Origin of the sequence: Pseudomonas sp. 8209, assembly GCF_028682105.1 — a bacterium.
In the GTDB taxonomy this organism is placed as follows: domain Bacteria; phylum Pseudomonadota; class Gammaproteobacteria; order Pseudomonadales; family Pseudomonadaceae; genus Aquipseudomonas; species Aquipseudomonas palmensis.
The window spans coordinates 284,402-300,365 of sequence record NZ_JANIAH010000005.1; the positions used below are offsets into that span (position 1 = coordinate 284,402).

Sequence of the window (15,964 nt, forward strand, 5' to 3'; positions counted from 1 at the left end):
GAAATACCGATTTATATTTCGCCCCATCGCGATATAACGCTATACCCACCACGAGCCCACCCATGCCTCTTGATCTCGACGAAATAATAAAAGCCCTGGCCCACCCAGTACGGCGAGAAATCCTGAACTGGTTGAAAGACCCGCAAGCCTGCTTCCCTGACCAGCACCACAGCACCGAACACGGTGTGTGCGCCGGGCAGATCGACCAACGCTGCGGCCTGTCGCAGTCCACGGTCTCGGCCCACCTGGCCACCTTGCAGCGCGCGGGGCTGATCAGCAGCCAGAAGATTGGCCAGTGGCACTTCTTCAAACGCAACGAGGAAACCATCCAGGCCTTCCTCCAGCAGATGAGCCAAGAGCTCTGACAAGGACCTTGCAATGCCCCTTTCGCTGTTGATCCTGGCGCTGAGCGCCTTCGCCATCGGTACCACCGAGTTCGTCATCATGGGCCTGCTGCCGGATGTGGCAAGCGACCTGGGTGTGTCGATCCCCGGTGCCGGCTGGCTGGTGACCGGCTACGCGCTGGGCGTGGCCATCGGCGCGCCGTTCATGGCCCTGGCCACCGCCCGGCTGCCGCGCAAGGCAGCACTGGTGGCGCTGATGGGGGTATTCATCATCGGCAACCTGCTGTGCGCCCTGGCCACCGACTACAACGTGCTGATGTTTGCCCGCGTGATCACCGCGCTGTGCCACGGCGCCTTCTTCGGCATCGGTTCGGTGGTGGCGGCCAACCTGGTTCCGGCCAACCGCCGCGCTTCAGCCGTGGCGCTGATGTTCACCGGCCTGACCCTGGCCAACGTGCTGGGCGTGCCACTGGGTACCGCGCTGGGCCAGGTGTACGGCTGGCGCTCGACGTTCTGGGCAGTGACCGTGATCGGCGTGATCGCGCTGATCGGCCTGATCCGCTTCCTGCCGATCAAGCGCGACGAAGAGAAACTCGACATGCGTGCCGAGCTGGCTGCGCTCAAGGGCGCCGGCATCTGGCTGTCGCTGTCGATGACCGTGCTGTTCTCGGCCTCGATGTTCGCCCTGTTCACCTATGTGGCGCCGTTGCTGGGTGATGTCACCGGCGTGTCGCCGCGCGGCGTGACCTGGACCCTGCTGTTGATCGGCCTGGGCCTGACCCTGGGCAACATCCTGGGCGGCAAGCTGGCCGATCGTCGCCTGGCCGCCACCCTGATGGGCGTGTTCGCCGCCATGGCGGTCATCTCCACCGCGCTGAGCTGGACCAGTACCGCGCTGATTCCGGCCGAGATCACCCTGTTCCTCTGGGCCACCGCCGCGTTCGCCGCCGTGCCGGCCCTGCAGGTCAACGTGGTGAGCTTCGGCAGGGCGGCACCGAACCTGGTGTCGACCCTGAACATCGGTGCCTTCAACCTGGGCAATGCGCTGGGCGCCTGGGTCGGCGGCACCGTGATCGACCAGGGCCTGGGCCTGACCCGCGTGCCCCTGGCGGCAGCGGCGCTGGCCGTGCTGGCCCTGATTGTCACCCTTATCACATTCAGCCAGGGCGGCAACAACGCCGACCTGGCACCTGCCACTCACTGATTGCCACGAGGTTCACGCACATGACAACGCTATTCGACCCGATCACCCTTGGCGACCTCGAGTTGCCCAACCGCATCATCATGGCCCCGCTGACCCGCTGCCGGGCCGACGAAGGCCGCGTACCCAACGCGCTGATGGCCGAGTACTACGTACAGCGCGCCAGCGCCGGGCTGATTCTCAGCGAGGCCACCTCGGTGACCCCGCTGGGCGTGGGCTACCCCGACACACCGGGCATCTGGAGCAACGACCAGGTGCGTGGCTGGACCAACGTGACCAAAGCGCTGCACGGTGCTGGCGGGCGCATCTTCCTGCAACTGTGGCACGTGGGACGCATTTCGCACCCGCTGTACCTGAACGGCGAAACGCCGGTTGCGCCGAGCGCGGTGCAGCCCAAGGGGCATGTGAGCCTGGTGCGCCCGATCACCGAATTCGTCACCCCGCGCGCGCTGGAAACCGAGGAAATCGCCGACATCATCGAGGCCTACCGCGTCGGTGCCGAGAACGCCAAGGCGGCCGGCTTCGACGGTGTGGAGCTGCATGCGGCCAACGGCTACCTGATCGACCAGTTCCTGCAGAGCAGCACCAACCAGCGCACCGACGAGTACGGTGGCTCGCTGGAGAACCGTGCACGGCTGCTGCTGGAAGCGACCGATGCGCTCATCGACGTGTGGGGCGCGCAACGCGTAGGCGTGCACCTGTCGCCACGGGCCGACCTGCACGACATGGGCGATGCCAACCTGACCGAGACGTTCACCTACGTGGCGCGGGAGCTCGGCAAACGTGGCATCGCCTTCATCTGTGCGCGTGAGCGAGTGGCCGAAGACAGCATCGGGCCGTTGCTCAAAGAGGCGTTTGGCGGGCCGTACATCGCCAACGAACGCTTCGACAAGGCCAGTGCGAATGCTGCCATTGCCAACGGCACGGCCGATGCGGTGGCCTTCGGCGTGCCGTTCATTGCCAACCCCGACCTGCCGGCACGGCTGCAAGCGGATGCACCGCTGAACGAGCCACGGCCTGACACGTTCTACTCCAAGGGCCCGGTCGGGTACATCGATTACCCGGTGATGTAAGCGTCGGCTCTTTCGCGGGTCAAGCCCGCTCCCACAAGGGTATCGGTTGTGTGCAGACAGCCACTGTACCGGTGGGAGCGGGCTTGACCCGCGATAGCTTCACAGCGGATCAGGGCTTGGCGTTGATCTGCCGTTGCAGGTTCTGCACCTGGCTCTGCAAGGTGGTGATGTTGCGGGTCACCTGCCCGCGAAACGCATCGAACTCCGCCGTCGAGGCACCCGCCCCGGCAGCCGCCGCCGGGCGATTCTCCTGCTCGCTCTTGAGCACGATCAGGTCCTGTTCCAGGCGCTGGATCGCCGCCCCCGGATCCCCCTGCTTCTTCAATGCGGCAATCTCCGTCGACAGGCTCTTGAGCTGCGCATCGACCTTGCCGGTATCAGCCTGCGCCGCCTTCACCGCCGCCAGCTCCGTGGCCACGGCCTTGAGTTGCGCCTGCAACTGGGCATTGGTCGCCTGCTGCTCGCCAACCTGCGCCAGGGCCTGCTCCAGCCGCTTGCCCAGGTCACCCTGCTGCCCGGCTACGCCCTGCTGCTGCTTGCTCTGCTCGGCGAGGCTGGCCTGCAACTGCTTTATCTGCAGCTTCAGTGCCTCGCTGCCGGTGCTGACGCTCGACTCGCTGGCCGCCACCTTGCCGCTGATGTCCTGCAGGCGCCCGGCAGCTTCTTCACTGATGCGCGCAAAGCTTTCCTGGGTGGCCACCAGTTGCTGCTCCATCAGCGAAATCTGCTGGAAGCTCCACCAGCCAAGCCCGGCCAGGGCGATGAACGAAGCGCCCACCAGCGCCCACAACGGCCCGGTGGCCGCCGGCTTGCGCGGTTTGCCGCGCACGGCGGCCACCCGTGCACCTGGCGCCGGGGCAAAGTCGTCATCATCGCGACCGCCGGCCTTGAGGCTGGGTACATCATCGAAATCGTCGTGAGCATCGTTGCGCATGGATCAACCGCCGTGAGTGCAAATGAGCGCCAGTATAAGTCAGTGGCCGCCGTGCTGGGCCTTCCACCAGCCGCAGAATTCATCCAGCGCCGCCCACAGGCTGACCTGCGGGCGGTAGTCCAGTTGCTGGCGGGCGCGGCTGATGTCCAGGGTGAAATCCTTGTTCATCACCTGCACCGCCAGGCGCGACAGGGTCGGTTGCGGACGGCCCGGCCACAGCAGGCAGGCCCCCTCGTTCAGCGCGCCCAGGCTGTAGGCCAGGCCACTGGAGCGGTAGCGCGTGACCTGGGGCAGGTCCATGCGCCGCATCACGTAATTGATCACGTCCCACAGCGGCAGCGGGTGGCCGTTGCTGATGTTGTAGGCCTGCCCGAGCGCGTCGTTGCCGGCCAGCACCGCGTTGATCAGCGCCTCGTTGAGGTTCTGCACGCTGGTGAAGTCGACCTTGTTCAAGCCGTTGCCGATGATCGCCAGACGGCGTTTCTGCTGCATCTTGAGCAGGCGCGGGAAGATGCTCACATCCCCTGCCCCGGTGACGAAGCGCGGGCGCAGGGCCAGCACTTCCAGGCCGAACTCCTGGGCACCGAAAACCTTCTGCTCGGCCAGGTACTTGGTGGTCGCGTAGGCATCGTGCAGGCGCCGCGGCACCTGCTCTTCGGTCACCCCCAGGCGCGAGCGCCCGTTCCAGTAGATCGACGGCGAGGACAGGTGCACCAGGCGACGAACGTGTTCCTTCAGGCACGCCTCCACCACGTTCTCGGTGACCACCACGTTGCCCTGGTGAAAGTCCTGGTAGCGTCCCCAGTTGCCCACCGCACCGGCGCAGTGCACCACGGTTTCGACGCCTTGGCAGACCCGCCGGGCCAGCTCCGGGTCGCCCAGGTCCCCCGGAATGAACTGGGCGCCGCGGCGCACCAGGTGCTCGACGCCTTCGGCCCGCCGGCCATTGACCCGTACCTCCATGCCCTGCTCCAGGGCAAAGCGTGCAAAGCGCCCGCCAATGAAGCCGCTTGCGCCGGTGACCAGAATTCGCATGAAGCACTCCGCCTACTTGTTTGCAGATGATGCAGACGCCGGCAAACCCGACCACGGCACCAACCAGCTGCTGGCGCTGCGCCGCAGGTGGTCGGTGAGTTGGCCGAGCAATTGCCCGCCATTGCGCCAATGATGCCAGTACAGCGGCACATCGATCGGCTTATCCGCCAGAATTTCCACCAGTTGCCCGCTGGCCAGTTGCGCCTGGGCCTGCAATTCGGGCACCAGGCCCCAACCCACGCCGGCCTCGGTCATGCGCAGAAAGCCCTCCGAAGACGGGCACAGGTGATGCAGGAATGCACCATCGATACCCAGCGACGCCAGGTAGCGATGCTGCAGAAAATCGTCCGGGCCGAACACCACGGCCGGGGTGCGGGCCAGACGCGCCACCTCTACCCCCTGGGGAAAGTGGCGCGCCATGAAGTCGGGGCTGGCCAGCGCACGGTAGCGCATGGCGCCGAGCAGCTCGCTGCGCGCCCCGGCAACCGGTCGCTCGCTGGCGCACAGGCAGGCCGCCACTTCGCCGGCGCGCATGCGCTTGAGGCCCACCTCCTGGTCTTCCACCACCAGCTCCAGCAGCACCCGCTCCTGCGCACAGAACGCCCCGACCGCCGCCGCCCACCAGGTGGCCAGGCTGTCGGCGTTGAGCGCTACCCGCAGACGCTCGGGCTGGCCGCCATCGTCCAGCGCCGGCACCTGATGCTGCAGGTCGCGCTCGAGCAGGCGCACCTGCTGTACATGGTTGAGCAGGCGCTTGCCGATCTCGGTGGGCGCTGGCGGCGCGGCGCGTACCAGCACCGGCTGGCCAACGCGCGCCTCCAGCAGCTTGATGCGTTGCGAAATGGCCGATTGCGACAGCCCGAGCAACTGTGCGCCCCGCTCGAAACCGCCCTGCTCGATCACCGCCGCCAGGGCGGAAAGCAACTTGTAGTCGAACATCAGTTTCCCTAATGCCGGATGAGGTTTATTGGTTTTTCTTATACGCCCACTGCCCGCACAATAGCCAGCGATCCCCCCTGTATTTTCGGCAGCCCGTGTGGCTGCTTCGCGGAGCACCTCCCATGTGGCAAAGCTACCTCAACGGCCTGCTGGTCGCCTTCGGGCTGATCATGGCCATCGGCACCCAGAACGCCTTCGTGCTGGCGCAGAGCCTGCGCCGTGAGCACCACCTGCCGGTGGCGGCACTGTGCGTGTTCTGTGATGCGGTGCTGGTGGCGCTTGGCGTGTTCGGTCTGGCCACGGTGCTGGCGCAGAACCCGACCCTGCTGGCGGTCGCGCGCTGGGGTGGGGTGGTGTTTCTGCTGTGGTATGGCAGCAAGGCGCTGATCCGCGCCTGCTCCAGCCAGAGCCTGGAGCAGGGCGAGGGCCTGGGTCAGCGTTCGCGTCGCGCGGTGTTGCTCAGCGCCCTGGCGGTGACCCTGCTCAACCCCCACGTGTACCTGGATACCGTGTTGCTGATCGGCTCGCTGGGTGCGCAGCAAAGCGTGCCGGGTGCCTACGTGGCGGGTGCGGCCAGTGCCTCGCTGCTGTGGTTCTTCACCCTGGCGCTGGGTGCGGCCTGGTTGGCGCCGTGGCTGGCCCGGCCTGGCACCTGGCGCCTGCTGGACCTGATGGTGGCGGTGATGATGTTTGCGGTGGCGTTGCAACTGGCGCTGGGCTGACCCGTTCGTCAGGTGTCGGCAAAGGCTCTGGAACCTCTATTCCATACACTTGTTGCGTGGTTTAGGTCAGGGCCCGGTGCTATGATCCCGAATCTGCGTCGCAAAGAGTAAAAACTCGCCGATGCATTCCGGCCGCCCGTGATCGGCCTTGCGCTCACCGCAACAGACCTGATTAGGAGAATCACCATGGCTTTTGAATTGCCGCCGCTGCCTTACGCACACGATGCCCTGCAGCCGCACATTTCCAAGGAAACCCTGGAATACCACCACGACAAGCACCACAACACCTACGTCGTGAACCTGAACAACCTGGTGCCAGGCACCGAGTTCGAAGGCAAGACCCTGGAAGAGATCGTCAAGACTTCTTCGGGCGGTATCTTCAACAACGCCGCTCAGGTCTGGAACCACACCTTCTACTGGAACTGCCTGGCGCCAAACGCTGGTGGCCAGCCTACCGGTTCGCTGGCTGAAGCCATCAACGCCGCGTTCGGTTCGTTCGACAAGTTCAAGGAAGAGTTCACCAAGACGTCGGTTGGCACCTTCGGTTCCGGTTGGGGCTGGCTGGTCAAGAAAGCTGACGGCTCCCTGGCGCTGGCCAGCACCATCGGTGCCGGCAACCCGCTGACCAGCGGTGACACCCCGCTGCTGACCTGCGACGTGTGGGAGCATGCCTACTACATCGACTACCGTAACGTGCGTCCGAAGTATGTCGAGGCGTTCTGGAACCTGGTCAACTGGAAGTTCGTGGCTGAGCAGTTCGAAGGCAAGACCTTCACTGCATAAGTGCTGCTTCTGAAAAAACCCGGCTCAGGCCGGGTTTTTTTATGCCGAAAAAGCGGCAAAGAGCAAAACCCCACCCACCAACCTTTTTTAACCAATTTCACCAACACCCTCTCTTGCTGCCCCCCCATACCGCGCTAACATCAATCGTTGGGAAACTTGTCGTACATCGCTCAAGTCGCAAGGCCGGGCAACCGATACAGTGACCGCTGGATCATGAATCCTGCCAACGGCCGATAGTGGATTGCCACAGATGATGGCAAAATGATGCCATGCGCATGGATTAAGGAAACCCCATTGAAGCTGGAACTCAAAAACAGCTTGTCGGTCAAGTTGCTCAGAGTGGTCCTGCTCTCGGCACTGGCCGTGGGCGTGGTACTCAGCTGTGCGCAGATCGTCTTCGATGCCTACAAGACCCGCCAGGCTGTCGCCAACGACGCCCAGCGAATCCTCGACATGTTCCGCGACCCTTCCACCCAGGCCGTATACAGCCTGGACCGCGAAATGGGCATGCAGGTCATCGAGGGGCTGTTCCAGGATGAGTCCGTGCGCATGGCCTCCATCGGCCACCCCAACGAAACCATGCTGGCAGAAAAGTCGCGCCCTCTGCAGGAACTGCCGACCCGCTGGCTCACCGACCTGATCCTCGGCCAGGAACGCACCTACACCACCCAGCTCGTCGGCCGCGCGCCCTACAGCGAATACTACGGCGACCTGAGCATCACCCTCGATACCGGCGCCTACGGCCAGGGCTTCGTGGTCAATTCGGTGATCATCTTCATTGCCGGCGTGCTCCGCGCCCTGGCCATGGGGCTGGTGCTGTACCTGGTCTACCACTGGCTGCTGACCAAGCCACTGTCCAAGCTCATCGAGAACCTCACCCAGATCAACCCCGACCGCCCCAGCCAGCATCAGCTGCCGCTGCTCAAGGGCCACGAGAAGAACGAACTGGGCCTGTGGGTGAACACCGCCAACCAACTGCTGGCGTCCATCGAACGCAACACCCACCTGCGCCACGAGGCCGAGAACAGCCTGCTGCGCATGGCCCAGTACGACTTTCTCACCGGCCTGCCCAACCGCCAGCAACTGCAACAGCAACTGGACAAGATCCTGGTCGATGCCGGGCGCCTGCAGCGCCGGGTTGCGGTGCTGTGCGTAGGCCTGGACGACTTCAAGGGCATCAACGAACAATTCAGCTACCAGGCTGGCGACCAGTTGCTGCTGGCCCTGGCCGACCGCCTGCGTGCCCACAGCGGTCGCCTGGGTGCCCTCGCCCGCCTGGGCGGCGACCAGTTCGCGCTGGTGCAGGCCGACATCGAACAACCCTACGAGGCCGCCGAGCTGGCCCAGAGCATTCTCGATGACCTGGAAGCGCCGTTCGCCCTGGACCATCAGGAGATCCGCCTGCGCGCCACCATCGGCATCACCCTGTTCCCCGAAGACGGCGACAGCACCGAGAAGCTGCTGCAAAAGGCCGAACAGACCATGACCCTGGCCAAGAGCCGTTCGCGCAACCGCTATCAGTTCTACATCGCCAGCGTCGACAGCGAGATGCGCCGGCGCCGCGAGCTGGAAAAGGACCTGCGCGAAGCCCTGCCGCGCAATCAGCTGTACCTGGTTTACCAACCGCAGATCAGCTACCGCGACCACCGCGTGGTGGGCGTCGAGGCGCTGCTGCGCTGGCAGCACCCGGAGCTGGGCATGGTTCCGCCCGATCAGTTCATACCGCTGGCCGAACAGAACGGCAACATCATCGTGATCGGCGAATGGGTGCTCGACCAGGCCTGCCGGCAACTGCGCGAATGGCACGACCAGGGCTTCAGCGACCTGCGCATGGCAGTCAACCTGTCGACCGTGCAGCTGCACCACAGCGAGCTGCCCCGGGTGGTCAACAACCTGCTGCAGATCTACCGCCTGCCGCCGCGCAGCCTGGAACTGGAAGTGACCGAGACCGGCCTGATGGAAGACATCAGCACTGCCGCCCAGCACCTGCTGAGCCTGCGCCGCTCCGGCGCGCTGATTGCGATCGACGACTTCGGCACCGGCTACTCCTCGCTCAGCTACCTCAAGTCGCTGCCGCTGGACAAGATCAAGATCGACAAGAGCTTCGTGCAGGACCTGCTCGACGATGACGACGACGCCACCATCGTTCGCGCGATAATCCAGCTGGGCAAGAGCCTGGGCATGCAGGTGATCGCCGAGGGCGTGGAAACCGCCGAGCAGGAAGCCTACATCATTGCCCAGGGCTGTCATGAAGGTCAGGGCTACCACTACAGCAAGCCGCTGCCAGCACGCGAGCTGACCGCCTTCCTCAAAGCAGCGCAACGCAACCAGGTATCGATTCTGTGAGTGACGCTGCCGCCAAGGGCAGCGTGAACAGCATTTGAATTTTTACGTGGCAACCTCTTTACAGAAAATGCATATCTTTCGCATTATGTTGCACCTTTGCGTGCGGCTGCACGCCTGTTCAACCTCTCGACGCAGGAATAGCCCATGATTCGTATGCCTCTGGCCACCGCCAGTCTGCTGGCCATTGCCATCTCCCTCGCCGGCTGCGGCGATGACAAGGACAAGGCCGCCGCACCACAGGCCGCCGCACCTGCTGCCGCCAGCACCACCCAGGCGTCCGGGGCCGTCGACGAAGCCGCCGCCCAGGCGGTGGTCAAGCACTACGCCGAGATGGTGTATGCCGTGTACAGCGACTCGCTGAGCACCGCCAAGACCCTGCAGACCGCAGTCGATGCCTTCCTTGCCAAGCCCGACGCCGACACCCTGGCCGCCGCCAGGACTGCCTGGGTAGCCGCCCGTGTACCGTACCTGCAGAGCGAAGTGTTCCGCTTCGGCAACACCATCATCGACGACTGGGAAGGTCAGGTGAACGCCTGGCCGCTGGACGAAGGCCTGATCGACTACGTCGACAAGAGCTATGAACACGCCCTGGGCAACCCGGCCGCCACCGCCAACATCATCGCCAACACCGAGATCCAGGTGGGCGAAGACAAGGTCGACGTCAAGGACCTGACCCCCGAGAAGCTGGCCAGCCTGAACGAGCTGGGCGGTTCGGAAGCCAACGTCGCCACCGGCTACCACGCCATCGAATTCCTGCTGTGGGGCCAGGACCTCAACGGCACCGGCCCGGGCGCCGGCAACCGCCCTGCCTCGGACTACCTGCAAGGCGAAGGCGCCACCGGCGGTCACAACGAGCGTCGTCGTGCCTACCTCAAGGCCGTGACCCAGCTGCTGGTCAACGACCTGGAAGAAATGGTCGGCAACTGGAAGCCGGCAGTGGCCGACAACTATCGCGCCACCCTGGAGGCAGAACCTGTCGCCAACGGCCTGCGCAAGATGCTGTTCGGCATGGGCAGCCTGTCGCTGGGCGAACTGGCGGGCGAGCGCATGAAGGTCTCGCTGGAAGCCAACTCGCCTGAGGACGAGCAGGACTGCTTCAGCGACAACACCCACTACTCGCACTTCTACGACGCCAAGGGTATCCGCAACGTCTACCTGGGCGAGTACACCCGCACCGACGGCACCAAGCTGAGCGGCCCGAGCCTGTCGTCGCTGGTGGCCAAGGTCGATCCGGCCACCGACAACACCCTGAAGGCCGATCTGGAAGCCACCGAGGCGAAGATCCAGGTGATGGTCGACCACGCCCTCAAGGGTGAGCACTACGACCAGTTGATCGCTGCCGACAACGCTGCGGGCAACCAGATCGTGCGTGACGCCATCGCCGCGCTGGTCAAGCAGACCGGTGCCATCGAACAGGCTGCGGGCAAACTGGGCATCACCGACCTGAACCCGGACACCGCTGACCACGAGTTCTGAGTGGTAGCGTGCTGAAACAGAGGCGGCCTTCGGGTCGCCTTTTTTTTGTGGGACCTCTTCGCTGGAAGCTGAAGCAGATTTCATCCAGCAAACGCAAATCCCTCTTATTCATATCCCCCGCGCCTGCTAAGCTTGCACGCCGGTTTTACGCTAGCCATTCAGGATTCTCGATGCCCGCTCCGCTTCACCGCGCCCTTCCCCTGCTATTGGCCCTGGCCCTGAGCGCCTGTGACGACGCCCCGCGTTTCACCAAGGCCGAACCTGGCGAGGCGCGTGCCGGTGGCAGCACCACCGTGAACAAGCGCGACCGCAACGCCTACTCCATGCCCTCGGCCAACCTCACCCCGAGCCAGCGCCTGGACTTCAGCGTGGGCAACAGCTTCTTCCGCAGCCCGTGGGTGATCGCCCCGTCCACCACCACCGCACGCGATGGCCTGGGCCCGCTGTTCAACACCAACGCCTGCCAGAACTGCCATATTCGCGACGGGCGCGGGCACCCGCCCGCAGAGGGCGCCAAAAACGCGGTATCGATGCTGGTGCGCCTGTCGATCCCCGACCAGCCCGAATACGCCAAGGTGATCGAGCAACTGGGCATCGTGCCCGAGCCGGTCTATGGCGGGCAGTTGCAGGACATGGCCGTGCCCGGCGTGGCCCCCGAGGGCAAGGTGCGGGTCAGCTACACCCCGGTGAACGTCACCTTCAAGGACGGCACCCAGGTCGAACTGCGCAAGCCGCAGCTGCAGATCACCCAGCTTGGCTACGGCCCGATGCACCCCGACACACGCTTCTCGGCACGCGTCGCGCCGCCGATGATCGGCCTGGGCCTGCTCGAGGCCATCCCTGATGAGGCCATCCTGGCCAACGCCGACCCCGAGGGGCGCAACGGCACCGGCATTCGTGGCCGGCCCAACCTGGTATGGGACGACGCCCAGGGCAAGCAGGTACTTGGCCGCTTCGGCTGGAAGGCCGGGCAACCCAACCTCAACCAGCAGAACGCCCATGCGTTCTCCAGCGACATGGGCCTGACCAGCAGCCTGGTGCCGCGCGACGACTGCACCCCGGCGCAGCTCGATTGCCTGGCCCAGCCCAATGGCAACGGCGCCGATGGCGAGCAGGAGGTCAGCGACAATATCCTGCGCCTGGTGCTGTTCTACACCCGCAACCTGGCGGTGCCGGTACGCAAGGACGTCGATTCGCCCCAGGTGCTGGCTGGCAAGAACCTGTTCTTCCAGGCCGGCTGCCAGGGCTGCCACACCCCCACATTCACCACCTCGGCCAATGCCGCCGAGCCGGAGCTGGCCAACCAGACCATCCGCCCCTACAGCGACCTGTTGCTGCACGACATGGGCCCGGGGCTGGCCGACAACCGCAGCGAATTCGCCGCCGGTGGCCAGGACTGGCGCACCGCGCCGCTGTGGGGCATCGGCCTGAACCAGACCGTCAGTGGCCATACCCAGTTTCTGCATGACGGGCGCGCCCGCAACCTGCTCGAGGCCGTGCTCTGGCACGGCGGCGAAGCCGAGCCTGCGCGCCAGCACGTCTTGACCTTCAATGCCGAGCAACGCGACGCGTTGCTGGCGTTCCTGAACTCACTCTAGAGAAGGAGCCGGACATGTTCCGTCCCAAGCTGTTGTTCACCAGCCTCGCCGCCATCGCCCTGGGCGCCTGCTCGCCGCAGGACCCGCAGGCCGTGACCTCTGCCGCGATCGCCAAGCAGGTGATCCTGCCGACCTACAGCCGCTGGGTCGAAGCCGACCGCCAGCTGGCCGTCAGCGCCCTGGCCTTCTGCGAAGGCAAGGCCGACCTGGCCACCGCACGCGCCGACTTCCTGCACGCACAAAAAGCCTGGGCCGAGTTGCAACCGCTGCTGATCGGCCCGCTGGCCGAGGGCAACCGCGCCTGGCAGGTGCAGTTCTGGCCCGACAAGAAGAACCTGGTGGGCCGTCAGGTCGAGCAACTGGTCAACGGCGACAAGCCGGTGGATGCCGAGACCGTGGCCAAGTCCAGCGTCGTGGTGCGCGGCCTGTCGGCCTACGAGTACATCCTGTTCGACAGCAAGCCGGACGTCGCCACCGCCGAACAGAAGGCCCGTTATTGCCCGCTGCTGGTGGCCATCGGCGAACACCAGAAGAACCTCGCCGAAGAGATCCTCAAGGGCTGGAACAGCACCGACGGCATGCTGGCGCAGATGACCAAGTTCCCCAACCAGCGCTACGCCGACTCCCATGAGGCGATCGCCGACCTGCTGCGCGCCCAGGTCACCGCGCTGGACACCTTGAAGAAGAAGCTCGGCACGCCGATGGGTCGCCTGAGCAAGGGCATCCCGCAGCCGCTGCAGGCTGAAGCCTGGCGCAGCCACTCCTCGCTCAAGAGCCTGGAAGCCAGCCTGATCGCCGCCCAGACCGTATGGGTCGGGGTCGACAACCAGGGCCTGCGCGGCCTGCTGGGCAAGGACCAGAAGGCCCTGGCCGACAAGATCGACGCGGCCTATGCTGATGCCCTCAAGCAACTGAAGGCAATCGATCGGCCTCTGGGCGAAATGCTTCAGGACGATGCTGGCCGCGAGCAACTGAACGCCTTCTACGACAGCCTGAACGTGGTTCACCGCCTGCATGAAGGTGAACTGGCCAAGGCGCTGAACATCCAGCTGGGCTTCAATGCCAACGACGGTGACTGATCATGTTGCGACGCCAGGCCCTCAAACTCGGTAGCGTGCTGCTCAGCGCCCTGACCCTGGGTGGCTGGACCCTGTGGCGCAGCAAGGGCCAGCAGCCGCTGCTGCTGTCGGCCCGTGACGATGCCGACGGCAAGCACTATGCCGTGGGCTATCGCCTGGACGGCACCCAGGTGTTCGCCACCCAGGTCGGCCTGCGCTGCCACGACATCATCAACCACCCCGAGCGGCCGATCGCGCTGTTCGTGGCGCGCCGCCCCGGCACCGAGAGCTACCTGATCGACCTGCGCGACGGGCGCCTGCTGCAGACCCTGGCCTCGCAGCCTAACCGGCACTTCTATGGCCACGCGGTGATCCACAAGGGCGGCGAATGGCTGTACGCCACCGAGAACGACACCACCGACCCGGGCCGTGGCGTGCTGGGTGTGTACCGCTTCGAAGGCGAACGCCTGGCCCATCATTCGGAAATCCCGACCCACGGTATCGGCCCGCACCAGGTGTCGTGGCTGCCTGACGGCGAGACCCTGGTGGTGGCCAATGGCGGGATCCGCACCGAAGCCGAGAGCCGGGTGGAGATGAACCTGGATGCGATGCAGCCCAGCCTGGTGCTGATGCAGCGCGACGGCACCCTGCTGAGCAAGGAAACCCTGAGCCAGCAGATGAACAGCGTGCGCCACCTGGCGATTGCCGACGACGGCACCGTGCTGGCGTGCCAGCAGTTCATGGGCGGCTCGGAAGAAACCGCCGAATTGCTGGCGATCAAGCGTCCGGGGCAGCCGTTCGTGGCCTTCCCGGTGCCGGAGCGCCAGTTGCAGTCCATGGCCCAGTACACCGCCAGCGTGGCGGTGCACAGCGAGCTGCGACTGGTGGCGATGACCGCGCCACGGGCCAACCGCCTGTTCATCTGGGACCTGGACAGCGCCGAGGTGAAGCTGGATGCGCCGATGCCGGACTGCGCGGGCGTGGGCGCAGTGGCCGATGGTTTTGTGGTGACCTCCGGGCAAGGGCGTTGCCGGCTGTACGACTGCCGCAAGGCAGCGCTGGTGGGGCAACCGCTGCAACTGCCTTCGGGGTTGTGGGACAACCATCTGCACCTGATCTGATATAGCAATCGCGGGTCAAGCCCGCTCCCACAGGGAACACCTGGAACCTTGTGGGAGCGGGCTTGACCCGCGATGACGTCGGTACAGACAACATAAAATATACCGAACCAGCACACCGCCCCCTGCGCCGCGACCGACTAGACTTGCGCAACAACGCTTCCAGGGAGCTGGTCCATGCTGCGCCGTCGCATGCTCATCATGCTGGGTATCGTCCTGCTGCTGGTGCTGGCCCTCGGCGGCTACAAGGGCTTGTCCATCTACCGCCAGATCCAGCAGTTCTCCGCGCCCAAGCCGCCGGTCAGCGTCGCCGCCGCCGAGGCGCGCGAGCAGCCCTGGCAAAGCCGCCTGCCCGCCGTGGGCAGCCTCAAGGCCCTGCAAGGGGTGGACCTGAGCCTGGAGATCGCCGGCACGGTCAAGGCCCTGCACTTCGAATCCGGCCAGCAGGTCAAGGCCGGGCAACTGCTGCTGCAGCTGGACAGCGACGTCGAGACTGCCCTGCTCGGCACCGCCCAGGCCGACCTCGGGCTGGCCCAGGTGGATTATCAGCGAGGCAGCCAGCTGGTCGGCAGCCAGGCCATCTCCAAGGGCGAATTCGACCGCCTGCGCGCCCAACTGCTGCGCAACCAGGCGGTAGTGGCGCAACTCAAGGCATCCCTGGCGAAAAAGAGCATCAACGCGCCGTTCACCGGCACCATCGGTATCCGCCAGGTCGACCTGGGCAGCTACCTGGCCAGCGGCACGGTGATCGCCACCCTGCAGGACCTGAGCAGCCTGTATGTCGACTTCTTCGTGCCGGAACAGGCGCTGCCCAACCTCAGCCTCGGCCAGCAGGCGCTGGTCTCGGTGGCCGCCTACCCGCACCGCAGCTTCACCGCCACCCTCAGCGCGATCAACCCCAAGGTCGACGACACCACCCGCAACCTGCAGGTGCGCGCCACCCTGGCCAACCCCGACGGCACGTTGCTGCCGGGCATGTTCGCCAGCCTGCAGGTGTTGCTGCCCAACCCGCACAACGCGGTGGTGGTGCCGCAGAGCGCCGTCACCTACACCCTCTATGGCAACTCGGTGTATGTCGCCGTGCCGCAAAAGTCCGAAGACGGCAAGGTGCAGACCACGGCCGATGGCCAGCCGCAACTGATCGCCGAGCGGCGCTTCGTCGAGACCGGCGAGCGCCGCGACGGCCTGGTGGTGATCGCCAAGGGCCTCACGCCCGGCGAAACGGTGGTCACCGCCGGCCAGTTGAAGCTGACCCAGGGCGCTGCCGTCACCCTGAGCGCCGACAAGACCCTGCAAGCAGAACCGACCAGCCAGCCCGGCGCCGACTGACCAAGGAA

The 15,964-nt window shown here is 65.3% G+C and carries 14 protein-coding genes; 11 read left to right on the plus strand and 3 right to left on the minus strand.

The genetic code is table 11. The features are described 5' to 3' along the window. Positions 1–62: 62 nt before the first annotated feature. From NP552_RS12900 to NP552_RS12910, 3 genes are read left to right on the plus strand one after another with little or no spacing between them, the layout of a single operon-like run. The gene (locus NP552_RS12900; RefSeq protein ID WP_043862111.1) at positions 63–365 is read left to right on the plus strand and encodes an ArsR/SmtB family transcription factor; all 303 of its coding nucleotides are present in this window, start codon (positions 63–65) and stop codon (positions 363–365) included. Between the two features lie 13 nt (positions 366–378). Then, entirely contained in the window at positions 379–1,548 is a 1,170-nt protein-coding gene (locus NP552_RS12905) for an MFS transporter (RefSeq protein WP_210014209.1), read from the plus strand. Positions 1,549–1,568: 20 nt separating this feature from the next. Then, complete coding sequence (locus NP552_RS12910) at positions 1,569–2,618, plus strand: alkene reductase (RefSeq protein WP_043862109.1); 1,050 nt, start codon at positions 1,569–1,571, stop codon at positions 2,616–2,618. A gap of 109 nt (positions 2,619–2,727) precedes the next feature. Here NP552_RS12910 and NP552_RS12915 read toward each other — a convergent pair whose 3' ends face one another. From NP552_RS12915 to NP552_RS12925, 3 genes are read right to left on the minus strand one after another with little or no spacing between them, the layout of a single operon-like run. Beyond that, complete coding sequence (locus NP552_RS12915) at positions 2,728–3,552, minus strand: hypothetical protein (RefSeq protein ID WP_058540893.1); 825 nt, start codon at positions 3,550–3,552, stop codon at positions 2,728–2,730. A gap of 39 nt (positions 3,553–3,591) precedes the next feature. Next, positions 3,592–4,587 carry an NAD-dependent epimerase/dehydratase family protein gene (locus NP552_RS12920; RefSeq protein WP_058540892.1) on the minus strand — a complete coding sequence of 332 codons (996 nt, stop codon included), beginning with the start codon at positions 4,585–4,587 and terminating at the stop codon, positions 3,592–3,594. 12 nt (positions 4,588–4,599) lie between these two features. After that, positions 4,600–5,526: a LysR family transcriptional regulator ArgP gene (locus tag NP552_RS12925; RefSeq protein ID WP_058540891.1), complete on the minus strand. Its 927-nt coding sequence runs from the start codon at positions 5,524–5,526 to the stop codon at positions 4,600–4,602. A gap of 122 nt (positions 5,527–5,648) precedes the next feature. Here NP552_RS12925 and NP552_RS12930 point away from each other — a divergent pair, with 122 nt between their 5' ends. From NP552_RS12930 to NP552_RS12965, 8 genes are all read left to right on the plus strand, one after another. After that, positions 5,649–6,248 carry a LysE/ArgO family amino acid transporter gene (locus NP552_RS12930; RefSeq protein WP_043862105.1) on the plus strand — a complete coding sequence of 200 codons (600 nt, stop codon included), beginning with the start codon at positions 5,649–5,651 and terminating at the stop codon, positions 6,246–6,248. Between the two features lie 186 nt (positions 6,249–6,434). Continuing rightward, positions 6,435–7,031: a superoxide dismutase gene (locus NP552_RS12935; protein WP_054914821.1), complete on the plus strand. Its 597-nt coding sequence runs from the start codon at positions 6,435–6,437 to the stop codon at positions 7,029–7,031. Positions 7,032–7,295: 264 nt separating this feature from the next. After that, positions 7,296–9,377, plus strand: coding sequence for a putative bifunctional diguanylate cyclase/phosphodiesterase (locus NP552_RS12940; protein ID WP_370409116.1), 2,082 nt, complete (start codon positions 7,296–7,298; stop codon positions 9,375–9,377). A gap of 144 nt (positions 9,378–9,521) precedes the next feature. Continuing rightward, entirely contained in the window at positions 9,522–10,853 is a 1,332-nt protein-coding gene (locus NP552_RS12945) for an imelysin family protein (RefSeq protein ID WP_043862102.1), read from the plus strand. A 170-nt stretch (positions 10,854–11,023) separates the two neighbouring features. After that, positions 11,024–12,451, plus strand: coding sequence for a di-heme oxidoreductase family protein (locus tag NP552_RS12950; RefSeq protein WP_210014205.1), 1,428 nt, complete (start codon positions 11,024–11,026; stop codon positions 12,449–12,451). Positions 12,452–12,465: 14 nt separating this feature from the next. Further along, positions 12,466–13,530: an imelysin family protein gene (locus tag NP552_RS12955; RefSeq protein WP_043862100.1), complete on the plus strand. Its 1,065-nt coding sequence runs from the start codon at positions 12,466–12,468 to the stop codon at positions 13,528–13,530. A gap of 2 nt (positions 13,531–13,532) precedes the next feature. Then, positions 13,533–14,630 carry a DUF1513 domain-containing protein gene (locus NP552_RS12960; protein WP_078479534.1) on the plus strand — a complete coding sequence of 366 codons (1,098 nt, stop codon included), beginning with the start codon at positions 13,533–13,535 and terminating at the stop codon, positions 14,628–14,630. Positions 14,631–14,804: 174 nt separating this feature from the next. Continuing rightward, entirely contained in the window at positions 14,805–15,956 is a 1,152-nt protein-coding gene (locus tag NP552_RS12965; RefSeq protein ID WP_116052216.1) for an efflux RND transporter periplasmic adaptor subunit, read from the plus strand. Positions 15,957–15,964: the final 8 nt, after the last annotated feature.

Coding starts and splice junctions, on each gene's coding strand:
- NP552_RS12900 (WP_043862111.1), top strand. CDS start 63: ATGCCTCTTGATCTCGACGAAATAATAAAAGCCCTGGCCCACCCAGTA.
- NP552_RS12905 (WP_210014209.1), top strand. CDS start 379: ATGCCCCTTTCGCTGTTGATCCTGGCGCTGAGCGCCTTCGCCATCGGT.
- NP552_RS12910 (WP_043862109.1), top strand. CDS start 1,569: ATGACAACGCTATTCGACCCGATCACCCTTGGCGACCTCGAGTTGCCC.
- NP552_RS12915 (WP_058540893.1), bottom strand. CDS start 3,552: ATGCGCAACGATGCTCACGACGATTTCGATGATGTACCCAGCCTCAAG.
- NP552_RS12920 (WP_058540892.1), bottom strand. CDS start 4,587: ATGCGAATTCTGGTCACCGGCGCAAGCGGCTTCATTGGCGGGCGCTTT.
- NP552_RS12925 (WP_058540891.1), bottom strand. CDS start 5,526: ATGTTCGACTACAAGTTGCTTTCCGCCCTGGCGGCGGTGATCGAGCAG.
- NP552_RS12930 (WP_043862105.1), top strand. CDS start 5,649: ATGTGGCAAAGCTACCTCAACGGCCTGCTGGTCGCCTTCGGGCTGATC.
- NP552_RS12935 (WP_054914821.1), top strand. CDS start 6,435: ATGGCTTTTGAATTGCCGCCGCTGCCTTACGCACACGATGCCCTGCAG.
- NP552_RS12940 (WP_370409116.1), top strand. CDS start 7,296: ATGCCATGCGCATGGATTAAGGAAACCCCATTGAAGCTGGAACTCAAA.
- NP552_RS12945 (WP_043862102.1), top strand. CDS start 9,522: ATGATTCGTATGCCTCTGGCCACCGCCAGTCTGCTGGCCATTGCCATC.
- NP552_RS12950 (WP_210014205.1), top strand. CDS start 11,024: ATGCCCGCTCCGCTTCACCGCGCCCTTCCCCTGCTATTGGCCCTGGCC.
- NP552_RS12955 (WP_043862100.1), top strand. CDS start 12,466: ATGTTCCGTCCCAAGCTGTTGTTCACCAGCCTCGCCGCCATCGCCCTG.
- NP552_RS12960 (WP_078479534.1), top strand. CDS start 13,533: ATGTTGCGACGCCAGGCCCTCAAACTCGGTAGCGTGCTGCTCAGCGCC.
- NP552_RS12965 (WP_116052216.1), top strand. CDS start 14,805: ATGCTGCGCCGTCGCATGCTCATCATGCTGGGTATCGTCCTGCTGCTG.